This window comes from Stenotrophomonas sp. YJH_SMC_43, from assembly GCF_059372535.1.
On sequence record NZ_JCAFVQ010000002.1, the window covers coordinates 1,080,741 to 1,096,730 of the forward strand.

The 15,990-nt window shown below is 65.8% G+C and carries 18 protein-coding genes; 11 read left to right on the plus strand and 7 right to left on the minus strand.

Annotation, left to right across the window (positions count from 1 at the left end):
* The first annotated feature begins 298 nt into the window (after positions 1 to 298).
* Both AC5QAH_RS11475 and AC5QAH_RS11480 read left to right on the plus strand, forming a co-directional pair.
* Entirely contained in the window at positions 299 to 778 is a 480-nt protein-coding gene (locus AC5QAH_RS11475; protein WP_162292581.1) for a tetratricopeptide repeat protein, read from the plus strand.
* 61 nt (positions 779 to 839) lie between these two features.
* Positions 840 to 1,622, plus strand: coding sequence for a 3-hydroxybutyrate dehydrogenase (locus AC5QAH_RS11480; protein WP_241874329.1), 783 nt, complete (start codon positions 840 to 842; stop codon positions 1,620 to 1,622).
* Here the strand turns inward: AC5QAH_RS11480 and AC5QAH_RS11485 are convergent.
* The 6 genes from AC5QAH_RS11485 to AC5QAH_RS11510 all read right to left on the minus strand — a co-directional run bounded on the left by AC5QAH_RS11485 (position 1,619) and on the right by AC5QAH_RS11510 (position 4,641).
* Positions 1,619 to 1,990 (minus strand): DUF4180 domain-containing protein, encoded by a 372-nt coding sequence (locus tag AC5QAH_RS11485; RefSeq protein ID WP_241874328.1) that lies wholly within the window; start codon positions 1,988 to 1,990, stop codon positions 1,619 to 1,621. The two genes, AC5QAH_RS11480 and AC5QAH_RS11485, sit on opposite strands and share 4 nt — an antisense overlap.
* Positions 1,983 to 2,849, minus strand: a complete 867-nt coding sequence (locus AC5QAH_RS11490; protein WP_010484629.1) for an alpha/beta fold hydrolase — start codon at positions 2,847 to 2,849, stop codon at positions 1,983 to 1,985. Before AC5QAH_RS11490 ends, AC5QAH_RS11485 begins: the two co-directional genes overlap by 8 nt.
* Entirely contained in the window at positions 2,846 to 3,265 is a 420-nt protein-coding gene (locus AC5QAH_RS11495) for a helix-turn-helix domain-containing protein (RefSeq protein WP_241874327.1), read from the minus strand. The genes AC5QAH_RS11490 and AC5QAH_RS11495 overlap by 4 nt, the downstream gene beginning before the upstream one ends.
* A gap of 133 nt (positions 3,266 to 3,398) precedes the next feature.
* Entirely contained in the window at positions 3,399 to 3,857 is a 459-nt protein-coding gene (locus AC5QAH_RS11500; protein WP_241874326.1) for an SRPBCC domain-containing protein, read from the minus strand.
* A 2-nt stretch (positions 3,858 to 3,859) separates the two neighbouring features.
* A complete protein-coding gene (locus tag AC5QAH_RS11505) occupies positions 3,860 to 4,174 on the minus strand; it encodes an ArsR/SmtB family transcription factor (RefSeq protein WP_010484635.1) in 315 nt (104 codons plus the stop codon).
* 11 nt (positions 4,175 to 4,185) lie between these two features.
* Positions 4,186 to 4,641 (minus strand): SRPBCC family protein, encoded by a 456-nt coding sequence (locus tag AC5QAH_RS11510; protein WP_134958263.1) that lies wholly within the window; start codon positions 4,639 to 4,641, stop codon positions 4,186 to 4,188.
* 163 nt (positions 4,642 to 4,804) lie between these two features.
* On the opposite strand from AC5QAH_RS11510, the gene AC5QAH_RS11515 reads away from it, so the two are divergent.
* From AC5QAH_RS11515 to AC5QAH_RS11530, 4 genes are all read left to right on the plus strand, one after another.
* Entirely contained in the window at positions 4,805 to 5,329 is a 525-nt protein-coding gene (locus AC5QAH_RS11515) for a GNAT family N-acetyltransferase (protein WP_495232347.1), read from the plus strand.
* Positions 5,330 to 5,470: 141 nt separating this feature from the next.
* Complete coding sequence (locus AC5QAH_RS11520) at positions 5,471 to 7,240, plus strand: oleate hydratase (protein WP_495232348.1); 1,770 nt, start codon at positions 5,471 to 5,473, stop codon at positions 7,238 to 7,240.
* An 85-nt stretch (positions 7,241 to 7,325) separates the two neighbouring features.
* Complete coding sequence (locus tag AC5QAH_RS11525) at positions 7,326 to 7,913, plus strand: TetR family transcriptional regulator (RefSeq protein WP_197576624.1); 588 nt, start codon at positions 7,326 to 7,328, stop codon at positions 7,911 to 7,913.
* A 92-nt stretch (positions 7,914 to 8,005) separates the two neighbouring features.
* On the plus strand, positions 8,006 to 8,500 hold the full coding sequence (locus AC5QAH_RS11530; protein ID WP_049483177.1) for a hypothetical protein: 495 nt from the start codon (positions 8,006 to 8,008) through the stop codon (positions 8,498 to 8,500).
* A gap of 34 nt (positions 8,501 to 8,534) precedes the next feature.
* On the opposite strand, the gene ftrA is transcribed toward AC5QAH_RS11530, so the two are convergent.
* Positions 8,535 to 9,536, minus strand: a complete 1,002-nt coding sequence (gene ftrA / locus AC5QAH_RS11535; RefSeq protein ID WP_010484649.1) for a transcriptional regulator FtrA — start codon at positions 9,534 to 9,536, stop codon at positions 8,535 to 8,537.
* 339 nt (positions 9,537 to 9,875) lie between these two features.
* On the opposite strand from ftrA, the gene AC5QAH_RS11540 reads away from it, so the two are divergent.
* From AC5QAH_RS11540 to AC5QAH_RS11560, 5 genes are all read left to right on the plus strand, one after another.
* Positions 9,876 to 12,452 carry a TonB-dependent receptor plug domain-containing protein gene (locus AC5QAH_RS11540; protein WP_495232349.1) on the plus strand — a complete coding sequence of 859 codons (2,577 nt, stop codon included), beginning with the start codon at positions 9,876 to 9,878 and terminating at the stop codon, positions 12,450 to 12,452.
* A gap of 81 nt (positions 12,453 to 12,533) precedes the next feature.
* Complete coding sequence (gene msuE / locus AC5QAH_RS11545; RefSeq protein WP_217015690.1) at positions 12,534 to 13,115, plus strand: FMN reductase; 582 nt, start codon at positions 12,534 to 12,536, stop codon at positions 13,113 to 13,115.
* A gap of 157 nt (positions 13,116 to 13,272) precedes the next feature.
* Positions 13,273 to 13,635 carry a DUF3088 family protein gene (locus AC5QAH_RS11550; protein ID WP_014646898.1) on the plus strand — a complete coding sequence of 121 codons (363 nt, stop codon included), beginning with the start codon at positions 13,273 to 13,275 and terminating at the stop codon, positions 13,633 to 13,635.
* A gap of 14 nt (positions 13,636 to 13,649) precedes the next feature.
* Positions 13,650 to 14,627 carry an MsnO8 family LLM class oxidoreductase gene (locus AC5QAH_RS11555; protein ID WP_313411841.1) on the plus strand — a complete coding sequence of 326 codons (978 nt, stop codon included), beginning with the start codon at positions 13,650 to 13,652 and terminating at the stop codon, positions 14,625 to 14,627.
* Positions 14,628 to 14,645: 18 nt separating this feature from the next.
* A complete protein-coding gene (locus AC5QAH_RS11560; RefSeq protein ID WP_049410859.1) occupies positions 14,646 to 15,989 on the plus strand; it encodes an LLM class flavin-dependent oxidoreductase in 1,344 nt (447 codons plus the stop codon).
* The last annotated feature ends 1 nt before the right edge of the window (position 15,990 follow it).

Below are 15,990 nucleotides of genomic sequence, written 5' to 3' on the forward strand. Positions count from 1 at the left end.
AGGCGGAGGGGAAGCAAAAGCCATGACTATCACCCTTTCGGCAGATCCATGCGGATTCAAGGGTATCCGCACATTCCGTGGCGGGTCCAATGTCATTTGCGACATCGGGCGGAGTGCCTGAGCGGCCTCCGTCGGGCCATCCATGGGTGGATTGCGCTGACTATAGGGCCAACACCGATGGACGCGGAGGGTCTTCTGGGCACCCGGTCTTGTGGGTCTGGCGGGATGCCCTGGGATGGTGCTGGCATAATGCCAACGGGACGAAAGGATGCCCGCAAACAGGAAGGACGCCTGCGCCATGACGAACATGCCAACCCAGCTCACGACCGACTTCGATGCGGTGCTCGACCGTGGTGACATTGCCGAGGCGCGGCGGCTGTTGACTCCACAGCTTGCAAGCGGCTGTGCCGAAGCGTTGTTCCTCTCTTCTTCGATGCCCGTTGGGGAGGACGACGCACATGCCGAGGCGGACAGCTTCGCGACCCTCAAGCAGGCCGCAGAGAAGGGTTATATCCCGGCAATCCATGCGGTAGGACTGTGCCTGCTGACCGGCGACCGCGTCGAGCAGGACGTCATGCGGGCGGCCTCGTGTTTTGAGCGGGCATCGGAGGCCGGCTATCCGTCGGCCATGTTCGAGTTTGGCTTGGCGTTTTTCCATGGCAAGGGTGTTGCCAGGGACGTGCCGCGTGCGGTGGACCTGATTCGCGCTTCGGCGCAGGGTGGGAATGAGTACGCCAGGGAGTTCCTGTTGGCGTATTCGTTGGACGTGGGCACGTAGGAGGAGGGTGCGGAGGCCGGTAACGCTACACTGGCGGCCCACCCCCAATGGAAGCTCGCCCATGTTCTCTGGAAAGGTTGCGGTGGTCACCGGCTCCACCAGCGGTATCGGTCTTGGCATCGCCACGGCGCTGGCGCGGCAAGGTGTCGATATCGTGCTGAATGGCTTCGGCGATGCGGCGGAGATCGAACGCATCCGTTCCAAACTGGAAGCCGAGTTCGGTGTACGGGTGGCGCACGATGGCGCGGACCTTTCCCGGGGCGAGGCGGTGCGCGCAATGATCGACCACGCCGTTGCGAAGATGGGGCGCATCGACATCCTGGTGAACAATGCCGGCATCCAGCACACGGCCGCGATCGAGGAGTTTCCCGTCGACAAGTGGGATGCAATCCTGGCGCTGAATCTGTCGGCGGTGTTCCATGCCACGGCGGCAGCCTTGCCCCACATGAAGCAGCAGGGCGCCGGCCGCATCATCAACATCGCGTCGGTGCACGGGCTGGTGGGCTCGGTGAACAAGTCGGCCTATGTGGCGGCCAAGCATGGCGTGGTGGGGTTCACCAAGGTGACCGCGCTGGAGAATGCGGGCACCGGCATCACCGCTAATGCCATCTGCCCGGGCTGGGTGCGAACGGCGCTGGTCGAGCAGCAGATCACCGCGTTGGCGGAGAAGGAAGGCACGGATCAGGAAACCGCCGCGCGTGCGCTGCTGGCCGAGAAGCAGCCGTCGTTGCAGTTCGTGACGCCCGAGCAGCTGGGCGAGATGGTGGTGTTCCTGGCCTCGGACGCTGCGGCGCAGATCACCGGCACGGCGCTGCCGGTGGATGGGGGCTGGACGGCGCGCTAGCTGGCCGACACGGGAAGACGTGCCAGCAGGGCATCCCAGTCGGACACGAAGCAGCCGTTGTGGCCGCGGTTGCATTCGGTGATCCACGCGTCCAGTGATTCGCTTTGTGCGCGGTAAGCGCTGACATCGCCCAGCACGGCGAAACGCAGGCGGTAGTTCACCAGCATCTGCAGCCATTGCCCGGCCATGCCGGAGCGCAGCTCGAAGAAGTCTGCCGGAAGGCGCTGCACCGGCACGGCAATCCACTCGGCCTGATGCCCGAGGGCATCGCCGACCAGATCGCGCAGGCCGTTGGCATCGAGTGCGGGGCCCTGCGGCGCGATGCGCAGGAGGCGGGTGGTGCCGATGTGTTCAATGGAATCATTCATGCTGGAGGTTCTGCAGTTGACGCAGCCGGGCGAGGATGTCTTCGCGCAGGCCGGGGATGTAGTGATAGGCGTCTGCGAGCAGGGTGACGTCCGCCGTCGGGACGAGCCGTTTCATGCGTTCGGCGGCGGCAGGGGCGTCGATGAGGGCATCACGCGCGCCCATGACAAGGGCTGCCGGCGGATGCAACGTAGCCAGGCGCTCGTCGCTGATGCGGGGAATGCGCAGCGGACGTGGCCGAACCTCGGCACGGATCAATGCCAGCAGGTCGAGCAGCGGCTGCGCACGTGCAGGTGCATGCAGTGGCGCGGGACCCATGACCGCGCGGCGCAGGCGCTCGCGTCCCCATCGGCCAAGCAGCAACAGTGGCAGCGCCTTGAGCAGGAATGCACGCTGGCGCCCGATACCCGAGGGGCTGACCAGGACCAGTGCGTTGACCCGGGCAGGCCTTCGCAGCGCGTAGTCCAGTGCCAGGAAGCCGCCGAACGACAGGCCCACGAATGCTGCGCTTTCCACGCCAAGTGCGTCGAGGACATCATCCAGCCATTGCGCATGCGCGTCGCTGTCCAGCGCAGGTTGCGTGCCTTCGCTGAGGCCCGGTTCGCCAATGATGTCGACGGCATGCACGCGGTAGTACTCGCTCCAACGTTCGGCATCGAACATCCAGCTGGCGGCATTGCTGAGGGTGCCATGCAGCAGCACCAGGGCAGGGCCGTGTTCCGGGCCGCAGCTGACCACAAATGTCGAACCGGCGCGGGTGGCGAGATGGTGCGATTCGTGGGGTACCGGCCAGTCCGAAAGCACCTGGCGATAGGCGGCAAGTACGTGCTGCGTGGGAATGCCGGGGCGCTGCCGCTTCATGCGCTGCGGTCCTGCAGCAGGCGCTGCAGGCTGACCAGCAGCGCTGCGGAACCCGCCAGGCCACCGATCACGATCAGCTTGAGCACATCGTGCTCAGGCGAATAGATCGTCTCCATGCGCAGCGGCTCATCGTCGGCCTCGCGGCCGGTGACGCGCGCATGCAGGGCACGCACCAGGTCGGCGGCACGTGCCGCACCGCATCCGGGAATATCCACCACTGTGGTCAGCTGTGGGCGCGCAGCGGAGGGCTCACGCACGGTGCCGGTGAACACGTCGAGGTCTTCAGCGGTGATGCGATAGGACTTGCCGATGCGGGTCGCGCGCAGTTGGCCGCTACGGATATGCCGCAGGACGGTTTTGGGGTGCAGGCGGAGCTGCTGGGCAGCCTGATCGACGGTTAGCAACACGGGGGACATAACGGAACTCGAGAACCATGTGCTCCCTATTGTTCCATGAAATGCAATGTGGGGGAGCGATTGGGGATTGTGCGGCGGCGGCAACAGGGGCCATCTCCCCGGTGCCGCTCGCGCGGGCCAGCCATCCCGACGACTACGCTGGCTTCGCAAACACATCCAGCCCCTTGCCCGTCTCCAACAACGACTTCAGGCTGGACAGCACGATCGGCCAGCCCTGGCGGATGCCGGTATCCATGCCGCTGCCGGGTTCCAGCTCCTCGTGGGTAACGGTCAGCCGCACCATGTCCTGGTAGGGCACGATGTCGAAGGTCACGCGGCTGTAAGCATCCGGGTTGTTGGCCTGCGAGGCGGCGGCCCAGGTGATGACCAGCCGCGAGGGCGGGGTGCTTTCCACCACCTCGCCGACCAGCTCGACCGAGCGCGTTTCGTTGGCGCGCACGTGCTGCCAGCGCGAGCCGGGCTTCCAGTCCGAGACGTTCTCATGGCCCCAGTAGCGGCGGGCGATCTCGGGGCGGGTGATGGCCTCGAACACCTTCTGTGGCGTGGAGGCGATATAGATCACGTGGATGAAGCGGGTGGTCTCTGCGGACATCGTCATTCTCCTTCCAGTTCTCGTTTCAGGTCATGCAGCAGGCTCAGGCGCTGCTGCTCGAACTTGCGTACCCAGCGCTCGTAGACTTCATGCAGCGGCACCGGGTTGATGAAGTGCAGCTTTTCGCGACCACGACGCACGGTGCTGATCAGGTTCGCGTCTTCCAGCAGGCCCAGGTGCTGGGTGACCGATTGCCGGGCCATGTCCAGGTGCTCGCAGAGCTGGCCCAGGGTCTGGCCGTTGTCTGCGCAGAGCAGGTCCAGCAGCGTTCTGCGCGTGGGGTCGGCCAGGGCCTTGAACACCTTGTCTGCATTCATGCGGGGCGTCTTCAGTTCCAGTTGTCGATCCTGACGTCGTGCGGGTTGGGCTGGCCCTTGCCGGTTTCCAGCAGGGCTTTGAGGCTCAACAGGAACACCGCCCACTTGGTGCTGCAGTGGGAGGTGAACTCGACGCGTTCCTTCCAGCCTTCGTGGGTGAACAGCACGATGCAGTAGTCGCCTTCCTGTTTCAGTGCGAAGCGTGCATGCGTGCCGATCCATTCGGCGGGGCCGACCAGGAACTTCCAGAGCACCAGCTCGCCGGGAATCAGCTGTTCCAGTTGCATTTCCATGGCGCCGATTTCCTGGCCGTTGTTCGTGAAGCGCACCCTGACCGTACCGCCGGTCTCGCGGTCGCCGTGGGTGTCTTCAGCCCACCAGGCGGCGACGCCTTCGGGGGTGGCCAGGGCCTGGTACACCTGGCTTGCGGGGGCCTTGATGCCGACCCGATGTGCGATGTCCACCATTGCAGGTTCCTCGCGTGGGCGGGCAGGCGCCGCCGTCGAGTGGACTATATGCAGGTAAATGCCTGCATGTCAAATCCGGCCCACGGACGTCCGGCCCTGGCAGTGCTGGCCGCTGGCCGGCATCCTCGGTGCAGCCGATTGATGCGTTGGAAGGAGTACGTGCATGACTGAAGCTGGAAAGGACACCTTGACCATCCGCCGCGCCAGCGTGGCCGATGCCCCTGCGGTGCTGCGGCTCTTCGACGAGGTGATCGAATGGTTCGTGTTGATCGGTAATCTGCAGCAGTGCGGCAGCGAGCCGTGGTCGACGGTGCCGCGTCGGATCACCCAGGTGACTGATGCCTGCGCGCTGCCCGGCGCGTGGGTGGCGCAGAACGCACTGGGTGAGGTGCGTGCGTTCCTGGCGCTGGGTGAGTCGATGCCCTATGTACCGGCGCCCGATGGGCCAGAGCTGTACGTACGCGTGCTGGTGGCTTCGCGCGATGGCCGCGTGCGCGGCGTCGGCCGCCGCTTGATGGCGTTTGCCGATGAGCAGGCGCGCGCTGCCGGACTCGACCATCTGCGCGTGGACTGCTACGGCGGTGGCAATGGTGATCTGGTGCGCTTCTATGAGTCCTGTGGCTACACACGCGTCGCACCGTTCAACGTGGACGGTTGGCCGGGCATGCTGCTCGGCCGGCAGCTCTGACGCGGCTGCGTCATTCGGCCGCAGCGTGTGTGCAGGAAACGGTACATCGGTTCGGCGCTAGAGTAGGGCCATGACCTGCACGGGATGGCTGTGTCATCCCGCTGCGGGTTCCTGATGACCCCCTCCAGGAAGGAGCAGCGCATGTACTACAGCAGTGGCAACTACGAAGCCTTCGCGCGCCCGCGCAAGCCGGCCGGTGTCGAGGGCAAGCGGGCCTGGTTCGTGGGTTCAGGCCTGGCCTCGCTGGCCGGCGCCGCGTTCCTGGTGCGCGATGGCCGCATGGCCGGTGAACGCATCACCATCCTTGAACAGCAGCAGATTGCCGGCGGCGCGCTGGATGGCCTGAAGGTGCCGGAAAAGGGTTTCGTGATCCGTGGTGGCCGCGAGATGGAGAACCATTTCGAGTGCCTGTGGGACCTGTTCCGCTCGATCCCCTCGCTGGAGATCGAGGACGCCAGCGTGCTGGACGAGTTCTACTGGTTGAACAAGGACGACCCGAACTATTCGCTGCAGCGTGCCACGGTCAATCGCGGCGAGGATGCGCACACCGATGGCCTGTTCACGCTGACCGAGCAGGCGCAGAAGGACATCATCGCGCTGTTCCTGGCCACCCGGCAGGAGATGGAGAACAAGCGCATCAACGAAGTGCTGGGCCGCGACTTCCTGGACAGCAATTTCTGGCTGTACTGGCGCACCATGTTCGCGTTCGAGGAATGGCATTCGGCGCTGGAGATGAAGCTGTACCTGCATCGCTTCATCCACCACATTGGCGGGCTGCCGGACTTTTCGGCACTGAAGTTCACCAAGTACAACCAGTACGAATCGCTGGTGCTGCCGCTGGTGAAGTGGCTGCAGGACCATGGCGTGGTGTTCCAGTACGGCACCGAAGTGACCGACGTCGACTTCGATCTGCAGCCGGGCCGCAAGCAGGCCACGCGCATCCACTGGATGCGTGATGGTGTACCCGGTGGCGTGGATCTGGGCGCGGACGATCTTCTGTTCATGACCATCGGCTCGCTGACTGAGAACTCGGACAATGGCGACCACCACACTGCGGCACGCCTGAACGAAGGCCCCGCGCCGGCCTGGGACCTGTGGCGACGCATTGCCGCGAAGGATGCAGCGTTCGGGCGTCCGGACGTGTTCGGCGCGCACATTCCGGAAACCAAGTGGGAATCGGCGACGGTGACCACGCTGGATGCGCGCATTCCGGCCTACATCCAGAAGATCGCCAAGCGCGATCCCTTCAGCGGCAAGGTGGTGACCGGCGGCATCGTCAGCGTGCGTGACTCGCGCTGGCTGATGAGCTGGACGGTGAACCGGCAGCCACATTTCAAGAACCAGCCCAAGGACCAGATCGTGGTCTGGGTGTATTCGCTGTTCGTGGATACGCCCGGCGACTACGTGAACAAGCCGATGCAGGACTGCACCGGCGAGGAGATCGCCCGCGAGTGGCTGTACCACCTGGGCGTGCCGGTGGACGAGATCGACGAGCTGGCCGCGACCGGTGCGAAGACGGTACCGGTGATGATGCCGTACATCACCGCGTTCTTCATGCCGCGCCAGGCCGGTGATCGCCCTGACGTGGTGCCGGAAGGTGCGGTGAACTTCGCCTTCATCGGCCAGTTCGCCGAATCGAAGCAGCGCGACTGCATTTTCACCACCGAGTATTCGGTGCGTACGCCGATGGAAGCGGTGTACACGTTGCTGGATATCGAACGCGGCGTGCCGGAGGTGTTCAATTCCACCTACGACGTGCGCTCGCTGCTGGCCGCCGCCGGTCGTCTGCGCGATGGCAAGGAACTGAATATTCCCGGGCCTGCGTTCCTGCGCAACCTGCTGATGAACAAGCTGGACAAGACCCAGATCGGTGGCCTGCTGCGCGAGTTCAAGCTGGTACAGGAGGACTGAGCGGGGCGTGGGTAGCGCCGGGCCACGCCCGGCGAGTCCAACAGGGGGAGTTGACAGCGCCTCAACCTACTAGTAGGTTGGCGGCATGAAAGAGTCGCTCTCGCCCAAGGCCCAGGAGATCCTGGCCCACGCCCGTTCGCTGCTGGAGGCCGGTGGCTACAACGGCTTCAGCTACGCCGACGTGTCGGCGCGGGTGAACATCAGCAAGGCCAGCATCCACCACCATTTCCCAAGCAAGGTGGATCTGGTGCGCACGGTGGTTGAGCTGTACCGGGCCGAGGCGCGTGAGGGCCTGGCGCTGCTGGACCGGCAGCTGGGCGACCCGCTGCAGGAGCTCAACGCCTATGTGGACTACTGGTCCAGCTGTATCGCCGGTGGCACGTCTTCGTTCTGCATCTGCGCGATGCTGGCGGCAGAGGCACCGATGATCCCTGCGGAGATTGCCGAAGAAGTACGCGGGCATTTCGAGGATCTGAGCGGGTGGCTGACCGCGACGCTGGAAAAGGGCGCGGCACTGGGTCAACTGCGCCTGCAGGGTTCGGCGACGGACGAGGCGAGGGCCTTCATGTCGTCGGTACATGGCGCGATGCTGGCTGCGCGCGGTTTCGGCGATGCGGCGACGTTCGCGGCACTGGCGCGGTTGGCCATTGCGCGGGTGAGCGCGACTGCCTGACATGACTGTGGTGGGGCCCGCGGTGACGCGGGTCATTTTTTTGAATCATGCGCCTACCTACTAGTAGGTTTATTTAACTCTGGAGATATTCCATGTCGCACTCTCTGTCCACGCTGGGCGTGTTCCATACCGTTGTCAGCCTGATCCCGGTCCTCAGCGGCCTGTATGCCTTCATTCGCCATCGCGCAATCGACCCTGCAACACGCTCGGGCAAGCTGTACCTGGCGGGACTGGTGCTGTCTGTCGCTACCTCATTCACCGTCTCCAGCACGGGCGGGATCAACCCGGGCCACGCATTCGGGGTGATCGTGCTGCTGGTGGCATTCGGCGGCGTGCTGGCCGCGCGGCTGCGCTGGCTGGGGCGCGCAGCGCGTTACCTGTCGACCTTCGCGCTGTCGTTCAGTTTCCTGTTGTCGCTGGTGCCCGGCGTCAATGAAACGCTGACCCGCTTGCCGGCAGCGCATCCGATTGCTGCGGCGCCGATGGCCCCGGTGGTGCTGCAGACGCTGCTGGGATTGGCTGTGGTGTTTGTGATGGGCTTTGCCGCGCAGTGCTGGCGGATCCATCGGCGCACCACCACGTTGTAAGCGATGCAGGCCCGCAGCACGAAGTACCGCTGAATCAGCAGCCCACCAACCGATCCGCGCCAATACCGCCACGATGCTGGCTGCGATACTCGGTAGGGCTCGCATCGACCTGACCCCGGAAATGCCGACGGAATGACTCCTGCGAACCAAACCCGGCCTGCTCGGCGACCCACTGCAGCGGCCGGTCGGTGGTTTCCAGCAGTTCGCGCGCGAAGGCTACGCGCTCGCGGATCAGCCAGTCGATCGGCGACAGGCCGGTGGCTTCCAGGAACTGCCGCTGCAGCGTGCGCTGGCTGAGTGCAGCCTGCTCGGCGAGACTGCCAAGGGAATGTGGCTCGCGCAGGTTGCGGCGCATCCATTCCATCAGCTTTGCCAAGCGCGTGGGCTCGCCATGGGGAATGGCCCGGCTGACGCGCTGGCTGCGGCCGGCGTCGCGCCACGGCGCCAGCACCAGCCGCTCGGCCACCAGGTTGGCTACACGCGCGCCGTAGTCCTTGCGCACCATGTGCAGCATCATGTCCATGCCGGTGGCCGAGCCGGCCGAGGTGATGATGCTGCCGGTATCCACATACAGCGCATCTTCGCGCACATCGATGCGTGGGAACTCACGTGCGAGCGCTTCGGTGAGGCGCCAATGGGTGGTGGCCTGGCGACCGTCGAGCAGCCCGGCCCAGGCCAGCACGAACGCACCGGAGCAGATCGAGGCGATGCGCGCGCCGCGTGCGTGGGCACGGTTGAGCGCATCGAGCAGTGCCTGCGGCGGGCGTTCGCTGGGTTCGCGCCAACCGGGGATGACGATGATGTCGGCGTCATCAACCGTGCTGAGATCGCAGGGCAGCTGCACCTGCGCATTGCCGAGCATGCGCAGTGCGCCGGGCTCGCCTGCGCATAGCTGGGTGCGGTACCAGGCCACGCCGAGCTCGGGTCTTATCGGCGCGAACAGGCCCACCGCACAGCCGAATTCGAACAGCCCCTGGCCGTGGCAGGCGACGATGGCAACGAGCGGCGCGGCGGGATCGGCGGGTGGGCTGGGCATGGCTTGATGCTACGGGTGCAGATGCATGGCGCTGAGTGGTGCGCGGGCATGAGGTGATGCCGGCCAGGCATATGGAGCGGTCGCTCCCCTCTTGTAGAGCCGAGCCCACGCCCGGCTCAAAATTGGCAGAAGTGGATGCATCTGACGCCGTCGCGAAGAGCAGCCGAGCGTGGGCTCGGCTCTACAGACAGCAGTGCACCGGCAATGCCGCCTAACCTCATTACCAGCGGTCATGTGGGTGGCCGGATATGACGGTTGGGTGACGTGATCCCGCCTGTCGCGCCAGGTGAACAGGCCCTTGAATGGAAGCGTGTTTCCGGCCCACCCCCACGAGCCCCCATGCCTGCCGCCCACGCCCCTGTCCTGAGCACTCTCGCTGTTCTGATCACTGCTATCCTCGCCGCGTCGCCCACCCATGCGGCGGAAGCCGATGCCGATCCTGCCGCCACCGCCGCGACAGCCAACGTGGCAGCGTCCACGCTGGATGCGGTGGTAGTGACCGGTTCGCGCACCAGCACGCGCACGGTAAAGAACAGCTCCACGCCCATCGATGTGATCTCCGCCGAGGACCTTGCCGCTACCGGGCAGGGCAACCTGCTGGAAGCGTTGCAGCGCAGCCTGCCGTCGCTGAGCCAGATCGGCGGCTACCAGAGTGACCAGGAAAGCCTGATCCGCGGCTACCAGCTGCGCAACCTGTCGCCGGGCTACACGCTGGTGCTGGTGAACGGCAAGCGTCGCAATGCCAGTGCCTATGTGAGCGGGGCAAACGGCGGCGGCTATCCGGGCCATGCCTGGGCCGATCTGGCGTTGATTCCGGTCTCGGCCATCGACCATGTCGAAGTGCTGCGCGATGGTGCCTCGGCCATCTACGGCTCGGATGCGATCACCGGCGTGGTCAACGTGATCCTGAAGTCGCAGGCGCACGGCGGTGAGTTTGCCGTGGAGAGCGGGCAGAGCATCGACGGTGATGGTTCGCGTACCAGCGTGCGTGCCAACGTGGGCCTGCCGTGGGGACAGGATGGCTTCGTCAATCTGTCTGGCGAGACCACGCGCCAGCATCATGCGATCCGCACCCGCCGCTACATCGATGGCTATCTGAGCTACCCGGCGGTGGACGGCAACGGCAATCTGGTGGCATTGCGCCCGAACAACCGGTTGCCTGCGGGTGCGTCGCTGAACCCGGCTGAGGCCAACCGCGATGCCGAGGCCAACACCATCCTCAGCTCGCCGTCGTACGCGTTGAAGGCCTTCGCGGTGAACGTGGGCCATGGCCTGGGCGAAAGCGCGCAGTTCTACGCCAATGCCACCGCCAGCGACCGCACCGCGCAGGCGATCCAGAACTTCCGCCTGCCGGCGACCATCTTCACCACCTACAAGGCCCCCGGCGTGCTGAGTGTGTTCCCGGATGGCTTCCTGCCGGTGCTGGAAACCAAGGAGAAGCAGTACACCGGCACCGCGGGCGTGAAAGGCCAGATCGCGGGCTGGGACTACGACGCCAGCCTGACCGGCAACCGCAGCACGGTGCGCACCTACACCCGTAACTCGGTGAACTACTCGCTGCCGTATCCCGGCTCGCCCACGGACTTCTACGACGGCAAGCTGGACTACCAGCAGGGCATCGCCAACCTGGACCTGCGCCGTGGCTTCGAGGTGGCCGCGTTCGCCTCGCCGCTGGAAGTGAGCGCGGGCGCCGAGTACCAGCACGAAAAGTACGAACGCGGGGCCGGGCAGTGGGAGTCGTATACCGGCTTTGGTGCTGCGGCCTTCGTCGGCTATTCCACTGCGGACGCGGTGAAGGCTACCCGCAACAGCAAGGCGGTCTATGTGGGCGCGGCCACCAACGTCACCTCGCGCTGGTACCTGGATGCGGCCGCGCGCTGGGAAGACCATTCCGACTTCGGCAGTGTCTCCACGGGCCGCCTGACCACGCGCTTCGACTTCACCGATGCGCTGGGTGTGCGGGCCACGGTCAGCAACGGCTTCCATGCGCCCAGCCTGGGTGCGCAGTTCTACCAGGCCACTGGCAGCTGCCCGTGCGGCACCACGCTGGTGGCACAGGTGTCGTCGCCGGCGGCGATCGCACTGGGTGCCACGCCGCTGAAGCCTGAGAAAGCCACCAATTACAGCCTCGGCGTGACCTGGGACCCGAGCCCGGCCTTCCACCTGGCCGTGGATGCGTACCAGATCGATATCCGTGGCCAGCTAGGGCAGTCCAGCCAGATCGGCTACAACGCACAGGATCCGGCGCGCGTTACCGACAACAGCGGTACGGTGCTGAGCGCGGCGCAGAAGAACACCATCGATGCGCTGCTGGGTTCGGCCGGCATCAGCATCCTGCCGGGTGATGCGTTCTACGCGAGCTACTTCACCAACGTGGGCAACACCCGCACACGCGGTGTCGAGCTGACCCTGGAGGCGAACCAGGAAACCACGTGGGGCAAGCTGCGCTGGAGCTACGCGGCCAACGTGGGGCGCACCACCATCCAGAAGGTCAGCGACATTCCGGCGGCGCTGCAGGGGCTGCCGAACATCAACCTGCTGACCAAGAGCAGTGAGTACGCGCTGCGCTTCCGCACGCCGAGCTACACGCAGGTGGCCGGCCTGGGGTGGCAGAACGGGCGCTGGCGCTCGAACCTGGACTTCACCTATTACGGCCCGATCAAGCGCTTGAACAACGGCGTGGAGTACAAGAAGCCGCCGGTGCTGGTGACCAACCTGTCCGGTGGGGTGGAACTGGGTGCGGGCTGGAGTGCGGCACTGGGCATCAACAATGTGTTCGACAAGCGCACCCGCAAGGTGCCCGAGTACGCGCGCAGTGCCACCGATGTGGCGAGCATCGAGACGACGTGGGATTCGGGCGACGTGCTGAGCCGCATCGGGGCGTTCTGGTACGGGCGGATCAATTACCGGTTCTGATCTGGAGCAGTCGAGCATGGCTCGGCTCTACACAAGGCGAAAGGCGGCCGGCGGCAGTTCGGCATCATCGAGGAGCAGTTCATGTCTTCTGCATTGAAGGTGGTTGCAGTGGTGGGGTCCCCGACCAGTTCGGCGACGTCGCGCACGTTGCTGCTGGTGCGGCACCTGCTGGAGTCGTTGCAGCAGCGGGTGCACGCCAGTGTGGATCTGGTGGAGCTGGCGCCGATCGCGCGTTCGCTGGGGCAGTCGTTGTCGCGCGACGAAGTGGAGCCCGCCGTGGAGCAGGCGCTGCAGACGATCGAGGCGGCCGGGCTGCTGGTGGTGGCCGCGCCGGTCTATCGGGGATCGTATCCGGGGCTGTTCAAGCACCTGGTCGACTTCATCGGGCTGGAAGCGCTGGTGGATACGCCGGTATTGCTGGCAGCGACCGGCGGCAGCGAGCGCCATGCGCTGGTGATCGACCACCAGCTGCGGCCGTTGTTCAGTTTCCTGCAGGCGCACACGCTGCCGATCGGGGTGTATGCCACGCCTGCCGACTTCGATGGCGAGCGCATCAACAGTACCGCTTTGCAGGCGCGGATCGCGCTGGCGACCGAGCGTGCGGCCGGCCATCTGGCTACGCAGGCGCTGGCGGTAGCGGCGCCGCTGCGACGCATCGCCTGACGGCATAACCGGCGGCGCTTTGCTTATGGCCAAGGCGCATCTGCGTGGCCGGATCTGACCGCCGATTGTCGTCTGGCATCGCCGTGCCGACGGCCGTCATCTCTAGCATCGATATCGAAGCGGCATCGCATTGCCGCCCCCCGATGAGGACGACCCCGTGAGTCTGGACGCAACCGACAAGCCCATCCTGTTCCTGCTCGACCGTGAGTTCGAGGACGGGCAGATTCCCGGCCAGCGCTTCTTCTGCCGGCACAGCCTGCTGCTGGAAGGGGCGCTGTCGAGCATCGACGGCCTGGACGCGCAGCTGGACGTGCGCCGCATCGGCTTCGCTCGGCCGCGCCGCGAGGTGATCGCCGAGATCGGCGAGCAGGACCAGTCGCTGCCGAAGCTGGTGCTGCCGCAGGGCGTGCGCAGTGATCTTGCGAGTGGCGCGCACCAGGACCGCCAGTACATCTCCGGCGCCGAGCCGATACTGGCCGCACTGAACGGGTTGCTCGGCATCCCCGTGGCCCATCCCTGAGCGAGGACGCGACGATGAGCTATCAGATCAGCGTACTGGACAAGAGCCCGGTGGCCGAAGGCGCGTCGCCGGAGCAGGCGCTGCGCAACAGCCTGCAGCTGGCGCAGCGTGCCGAGCAGCTGGGCTACCACCGCTACTGGTTCGCCGAACACCACGCCGCGCCGACCTTGGCCAGCCCGGCGCCGGAAGTGCTGGCGGCCTGGGTGCTGGCGCAGACCCGGCGCATCCGCATCGGCAGTGGCGGGGTGATGCTGCGCCACTACGCCCCGTACAAGGTGGCGGAGAACTTCAACCTGCTGGCAGCGTTGGCGCCAGGGCGCGTGGATCTGGGCGTGGGCAAGGCACCCGGCGGCCTGCCGGCATCGACCGCGGCGCTGGCGGCCGGGCGCCCGGCGTTCGCCGACTTCGACCAGCAACTGCGCGATCTTGAGGGCTATCTGTCCGGCGCCGAAGCCGATGTGCTGGCGCGGCCGATTCCGCAGCAGGCGCCGGAGCGCTTCCTGCTCGGTGCCAGCCCGCAGAGTGCGCAGCAGGCGGCCGCGCTGGGCTGGCGCTTCGTCTACGCCGCGCACTTCGATGGTGATCCGAAGCACATCGAGGCCGCGTTCGAAGCCTACCGCAGCGTCTCCTCGCAGCCCCCGCTGCTGGCCACGGTGGCCTTCGCCGCACCTACGGCCGAAGCGGCTGCGCGGCATATCGGTGCGCTACGCGTCTACAAGCTGCACCTTGGTCCCGGGCAGGCGGTGAACCTGCCCAGCCCCGAGGCGGCTGCCGAGTACGCACGCCAGGTAGGCGTGGCCGACTTCCGCATCGAGGAAACGCGCCCCAGCGTGCTGTCCGGTGATGCGCAGCACGTGCGTGATGAACTGGATGCGCTGCATCGGCGCTTCGGCGTGGGCGAATTCGTCCTCGACGCGCCGGTGGCCGACCTCGACGCACGCCTGACTTCCCTTGAGCTGCTGTCGCCCGCGCCACGCGCGGCGGTGGCCTGACCTGCAGGAGCGATTCCCATGAGCACCACCCCGCGCCAAATTCCGTTCGGCATCATGCTGCAGGGCCCCGGCAGCCACATGCATGCCTGGAAGCATCCATCCAATCCGGCCGATGCCAGCGTCAACCTGCAGTTCTACATTGACATCGCGCGCACCGCCGAGGACAACGGCATCGCCTTCGGCTTCGTGGCCGATGGCCTGTATATCAACGAGAAGTCGATCCCGCACTTCCTGAACCGCTTCGAGCCGATCTCGCTGCTGTCGGCGCTGGCCACGGCAACGAAGAAGATCGGCCTGGCCGGCACGCTGTCGACCTCCTACAGCGACCCGTTCACCGTGGCCCGCCAGTTCGCCTCGCTGGATCTGCTCAGCGGCGGCCGTGCCGGTTGGAATGTGGTGACGTCGCCGTTGGAAGGTTCGGGCCGCAACTATGGCCGGCCGCACCCGGAGCACGCGCTGCGCTACCAGATCGCCGATGAGTACCTGGACGTCGTGCAGGGGCTGTGGGATTCGTGGGATGACGACGCCTTCGTGCGTGAGCGCGACAGCGGCACCTTCTTCGCACCGGAGAAATTCCGCCGCCTCGACCACAAGGGCCGCTTCTTCCAGGTGGAAGGCCCGCTCAACATCCAGCGTTCGCCGCAGGGACAGCCGGTAATCTTTCAGGCCGGTTCGTCTGACGACGGCATCGCGCTGGCCGGCAAGTACGCCGATGCGGTGTTCACCCATTCGCCGTCGCTGGAAGAAACCCGTGCATTCACCCAGAAGGTGAAGAACTCGGCGATCGCGCACGGCCGCAGCGGCAATGACGTGAAGATCTTTCCGGGCATCGGCCCCATCGTCGGCCGCACCGCCGAGGAAGCCGAAGCCAAGTATCAGGCGATTGCCGCACTGGCCACGCTGGAGGATGCACTGGCGTACCTGGGGCGCTTCTTCGATCACCACGATTTCAGCCAGTACGATCCGGATGCACCGTTCCCGGAGCTGGGTGACATCGGCAGCAACTCGTTCCGTTCCACCACCGACCGCATCAAGCAGGATGCGCGTGAGAAGGGCCTGAGCCTGCGCCAGGTGGCACTGGAAGCAGTGAGCCCACGGCCGAACTTCATCGGCACACCGGAGCATGTGGCCGATGAGCTGATCCGCTGGTTCGATGCCGGTGCCAGCGATGGCTTCATTCTCGGCTTCGCCGCGCAGCGCGAGGGCCTGGACGATTTCGTGACCCAGGTGCTGCCGATCCTGCAGGCGCGCGGCTACCACCAGCGCGAGCTGGAAGGACAGACCCTGCGCGAGCATCTGGGTCTGCCGTACAAGGCCAGCCGCTATTCGACCGACGCCGAACCGGCGCGGAAGGTGGGGTAGG

What these genes read in the sequence shown, in the direction of transcription:
- AC5QAH_RS11555 (WP_313411841.1), top strand. Translation starts at nt 13,650, where the DNA reads ATGAGCTATCAGATCAGCGTACTGGACAAGAGCCCGGTGGCCGAAGGC.
- AC5QAH_RS11490 (WP_010484629.1), bottom strand. Translation starts at nt 2,849, where the DNA reads ATGAAGCGGCAGCGCCCCGGCATTCCCACGCAGCACGTACTTGCCGCC.
- AC5QAH_RS11520 (WP_495232348.1), top strand. Translation starts at nt 5,471, where the DNA reads ATGTACTACAGCAGTGGCAACTACGAAGCCTTCGCGCGCCCGCGCAAG.
- AC5QAH_RS11475 (WP_162292581.1), top strand. Translation starts at nt 299, where the DNA reads ATGACGAACATGCCAACCCAGCTCACGACCGACTTCGATGCGGTGCTC.
- ftrA (WP_010484649.1), bottom strand. Translation starts at nt 9,536, where the DNA reads ATGCCCAGCCCACCCGCCGATCCCGCCGCGCCGCTCGTTGCCATCGTC.
- AC5QAH_RS11510 (WP_134958263.1), bottom strand. Translation starts at nt 4,641, where the DNA reads ATGGTGGACATCGCACATCGGGTCGGCATCAAGGCCCCCGCAAGCCAG.
- AC5QAH_RS11515 (WP_495232347.1), top strand. Translation starts at nt 4,805, where the DNA reads ATGACTGAAGCTGGAAAGGACACCTTGACCATCCGCCGCGCCAGCGTG.
- AC5QAH_RS11530 (WP_049483177.1), top strand. Translation starts at nt 8,006, where the DNA reads ATGTCGCACTCTCTGTCCACGCTGGGCGTGTTCCATACCGTTGTCAGC.
- AC5QAH_RS11525 (WP_197576624.1), top strand. Translation starts at nt 7,326, where the DNA reads ATGAAAGAGTCGCTCTCGCCCAAGGCCCAGGAGATCCTGGCCCACGCC.
- msuE (WP_217015690.1), top strand. Translation starts at nt 12,534, where the DNA reads ATGTCTTCTGCATTGAAGGTGGTTGCAGTGGTGGGGTCCCCGACCAGT.
- AC5QAH_RS11560 (WP_049410859.1), top strand. Translation starts at nt 14,646, where the DNA reads ATGAGCACCACCCCGCGCCAAATTCCGTTCGGCATCATGCTGCAGGGC.
- AC5QAH_RS11485 (WP_241874328.1), bottom strand. Translation starts at nt 1,990, where the DNA reads ATGAATGATTCCATTGAACACATCGGCACCACCCGCCTCCTGCGCATC.
- AC5QAH_RS11500 (WP_241874326.1), bottom strand. Translation starts at nt 3,857, where the DNA reads ATGTCCGCAGAGACCACCCGCTTCATCCACGTGATCTATATCGCCTCC.
- AC5QAH_RS11505 (WP_010484635.1), bottom strand. Translation starts at nt 4,174, where the DNA reads ATGAATGCAGACAAGGTGTTCAAGGCCCTGGCCGACCCCACGCGCAGA.
- AC5QAH_RS11540 (WP_495232349.1), top strand. Translation starts at nt 9,876, where the DNA reads ATGCCTGCCGCCCACGCCCCTGTCCTGAGCACTCTCGCTGTTCTGATC.
- AC5QAH_RS11480 (WP_241874329.1), top strand. Translation starts at nt 840, where the DNA reads ATGTTCTCTGGAAAGGTTGCGGTGGTCACCGGCTCCACCAGCGGTATC.
- AC5QAH_RS11495 (WP_241874327.1), bottom strand. Translation starts at nt 3,265, where the DNA reads ATGTCCCCCGTGTTGCTAACCGTCGATCAGGCTGCCCAGCAGCTCCGC.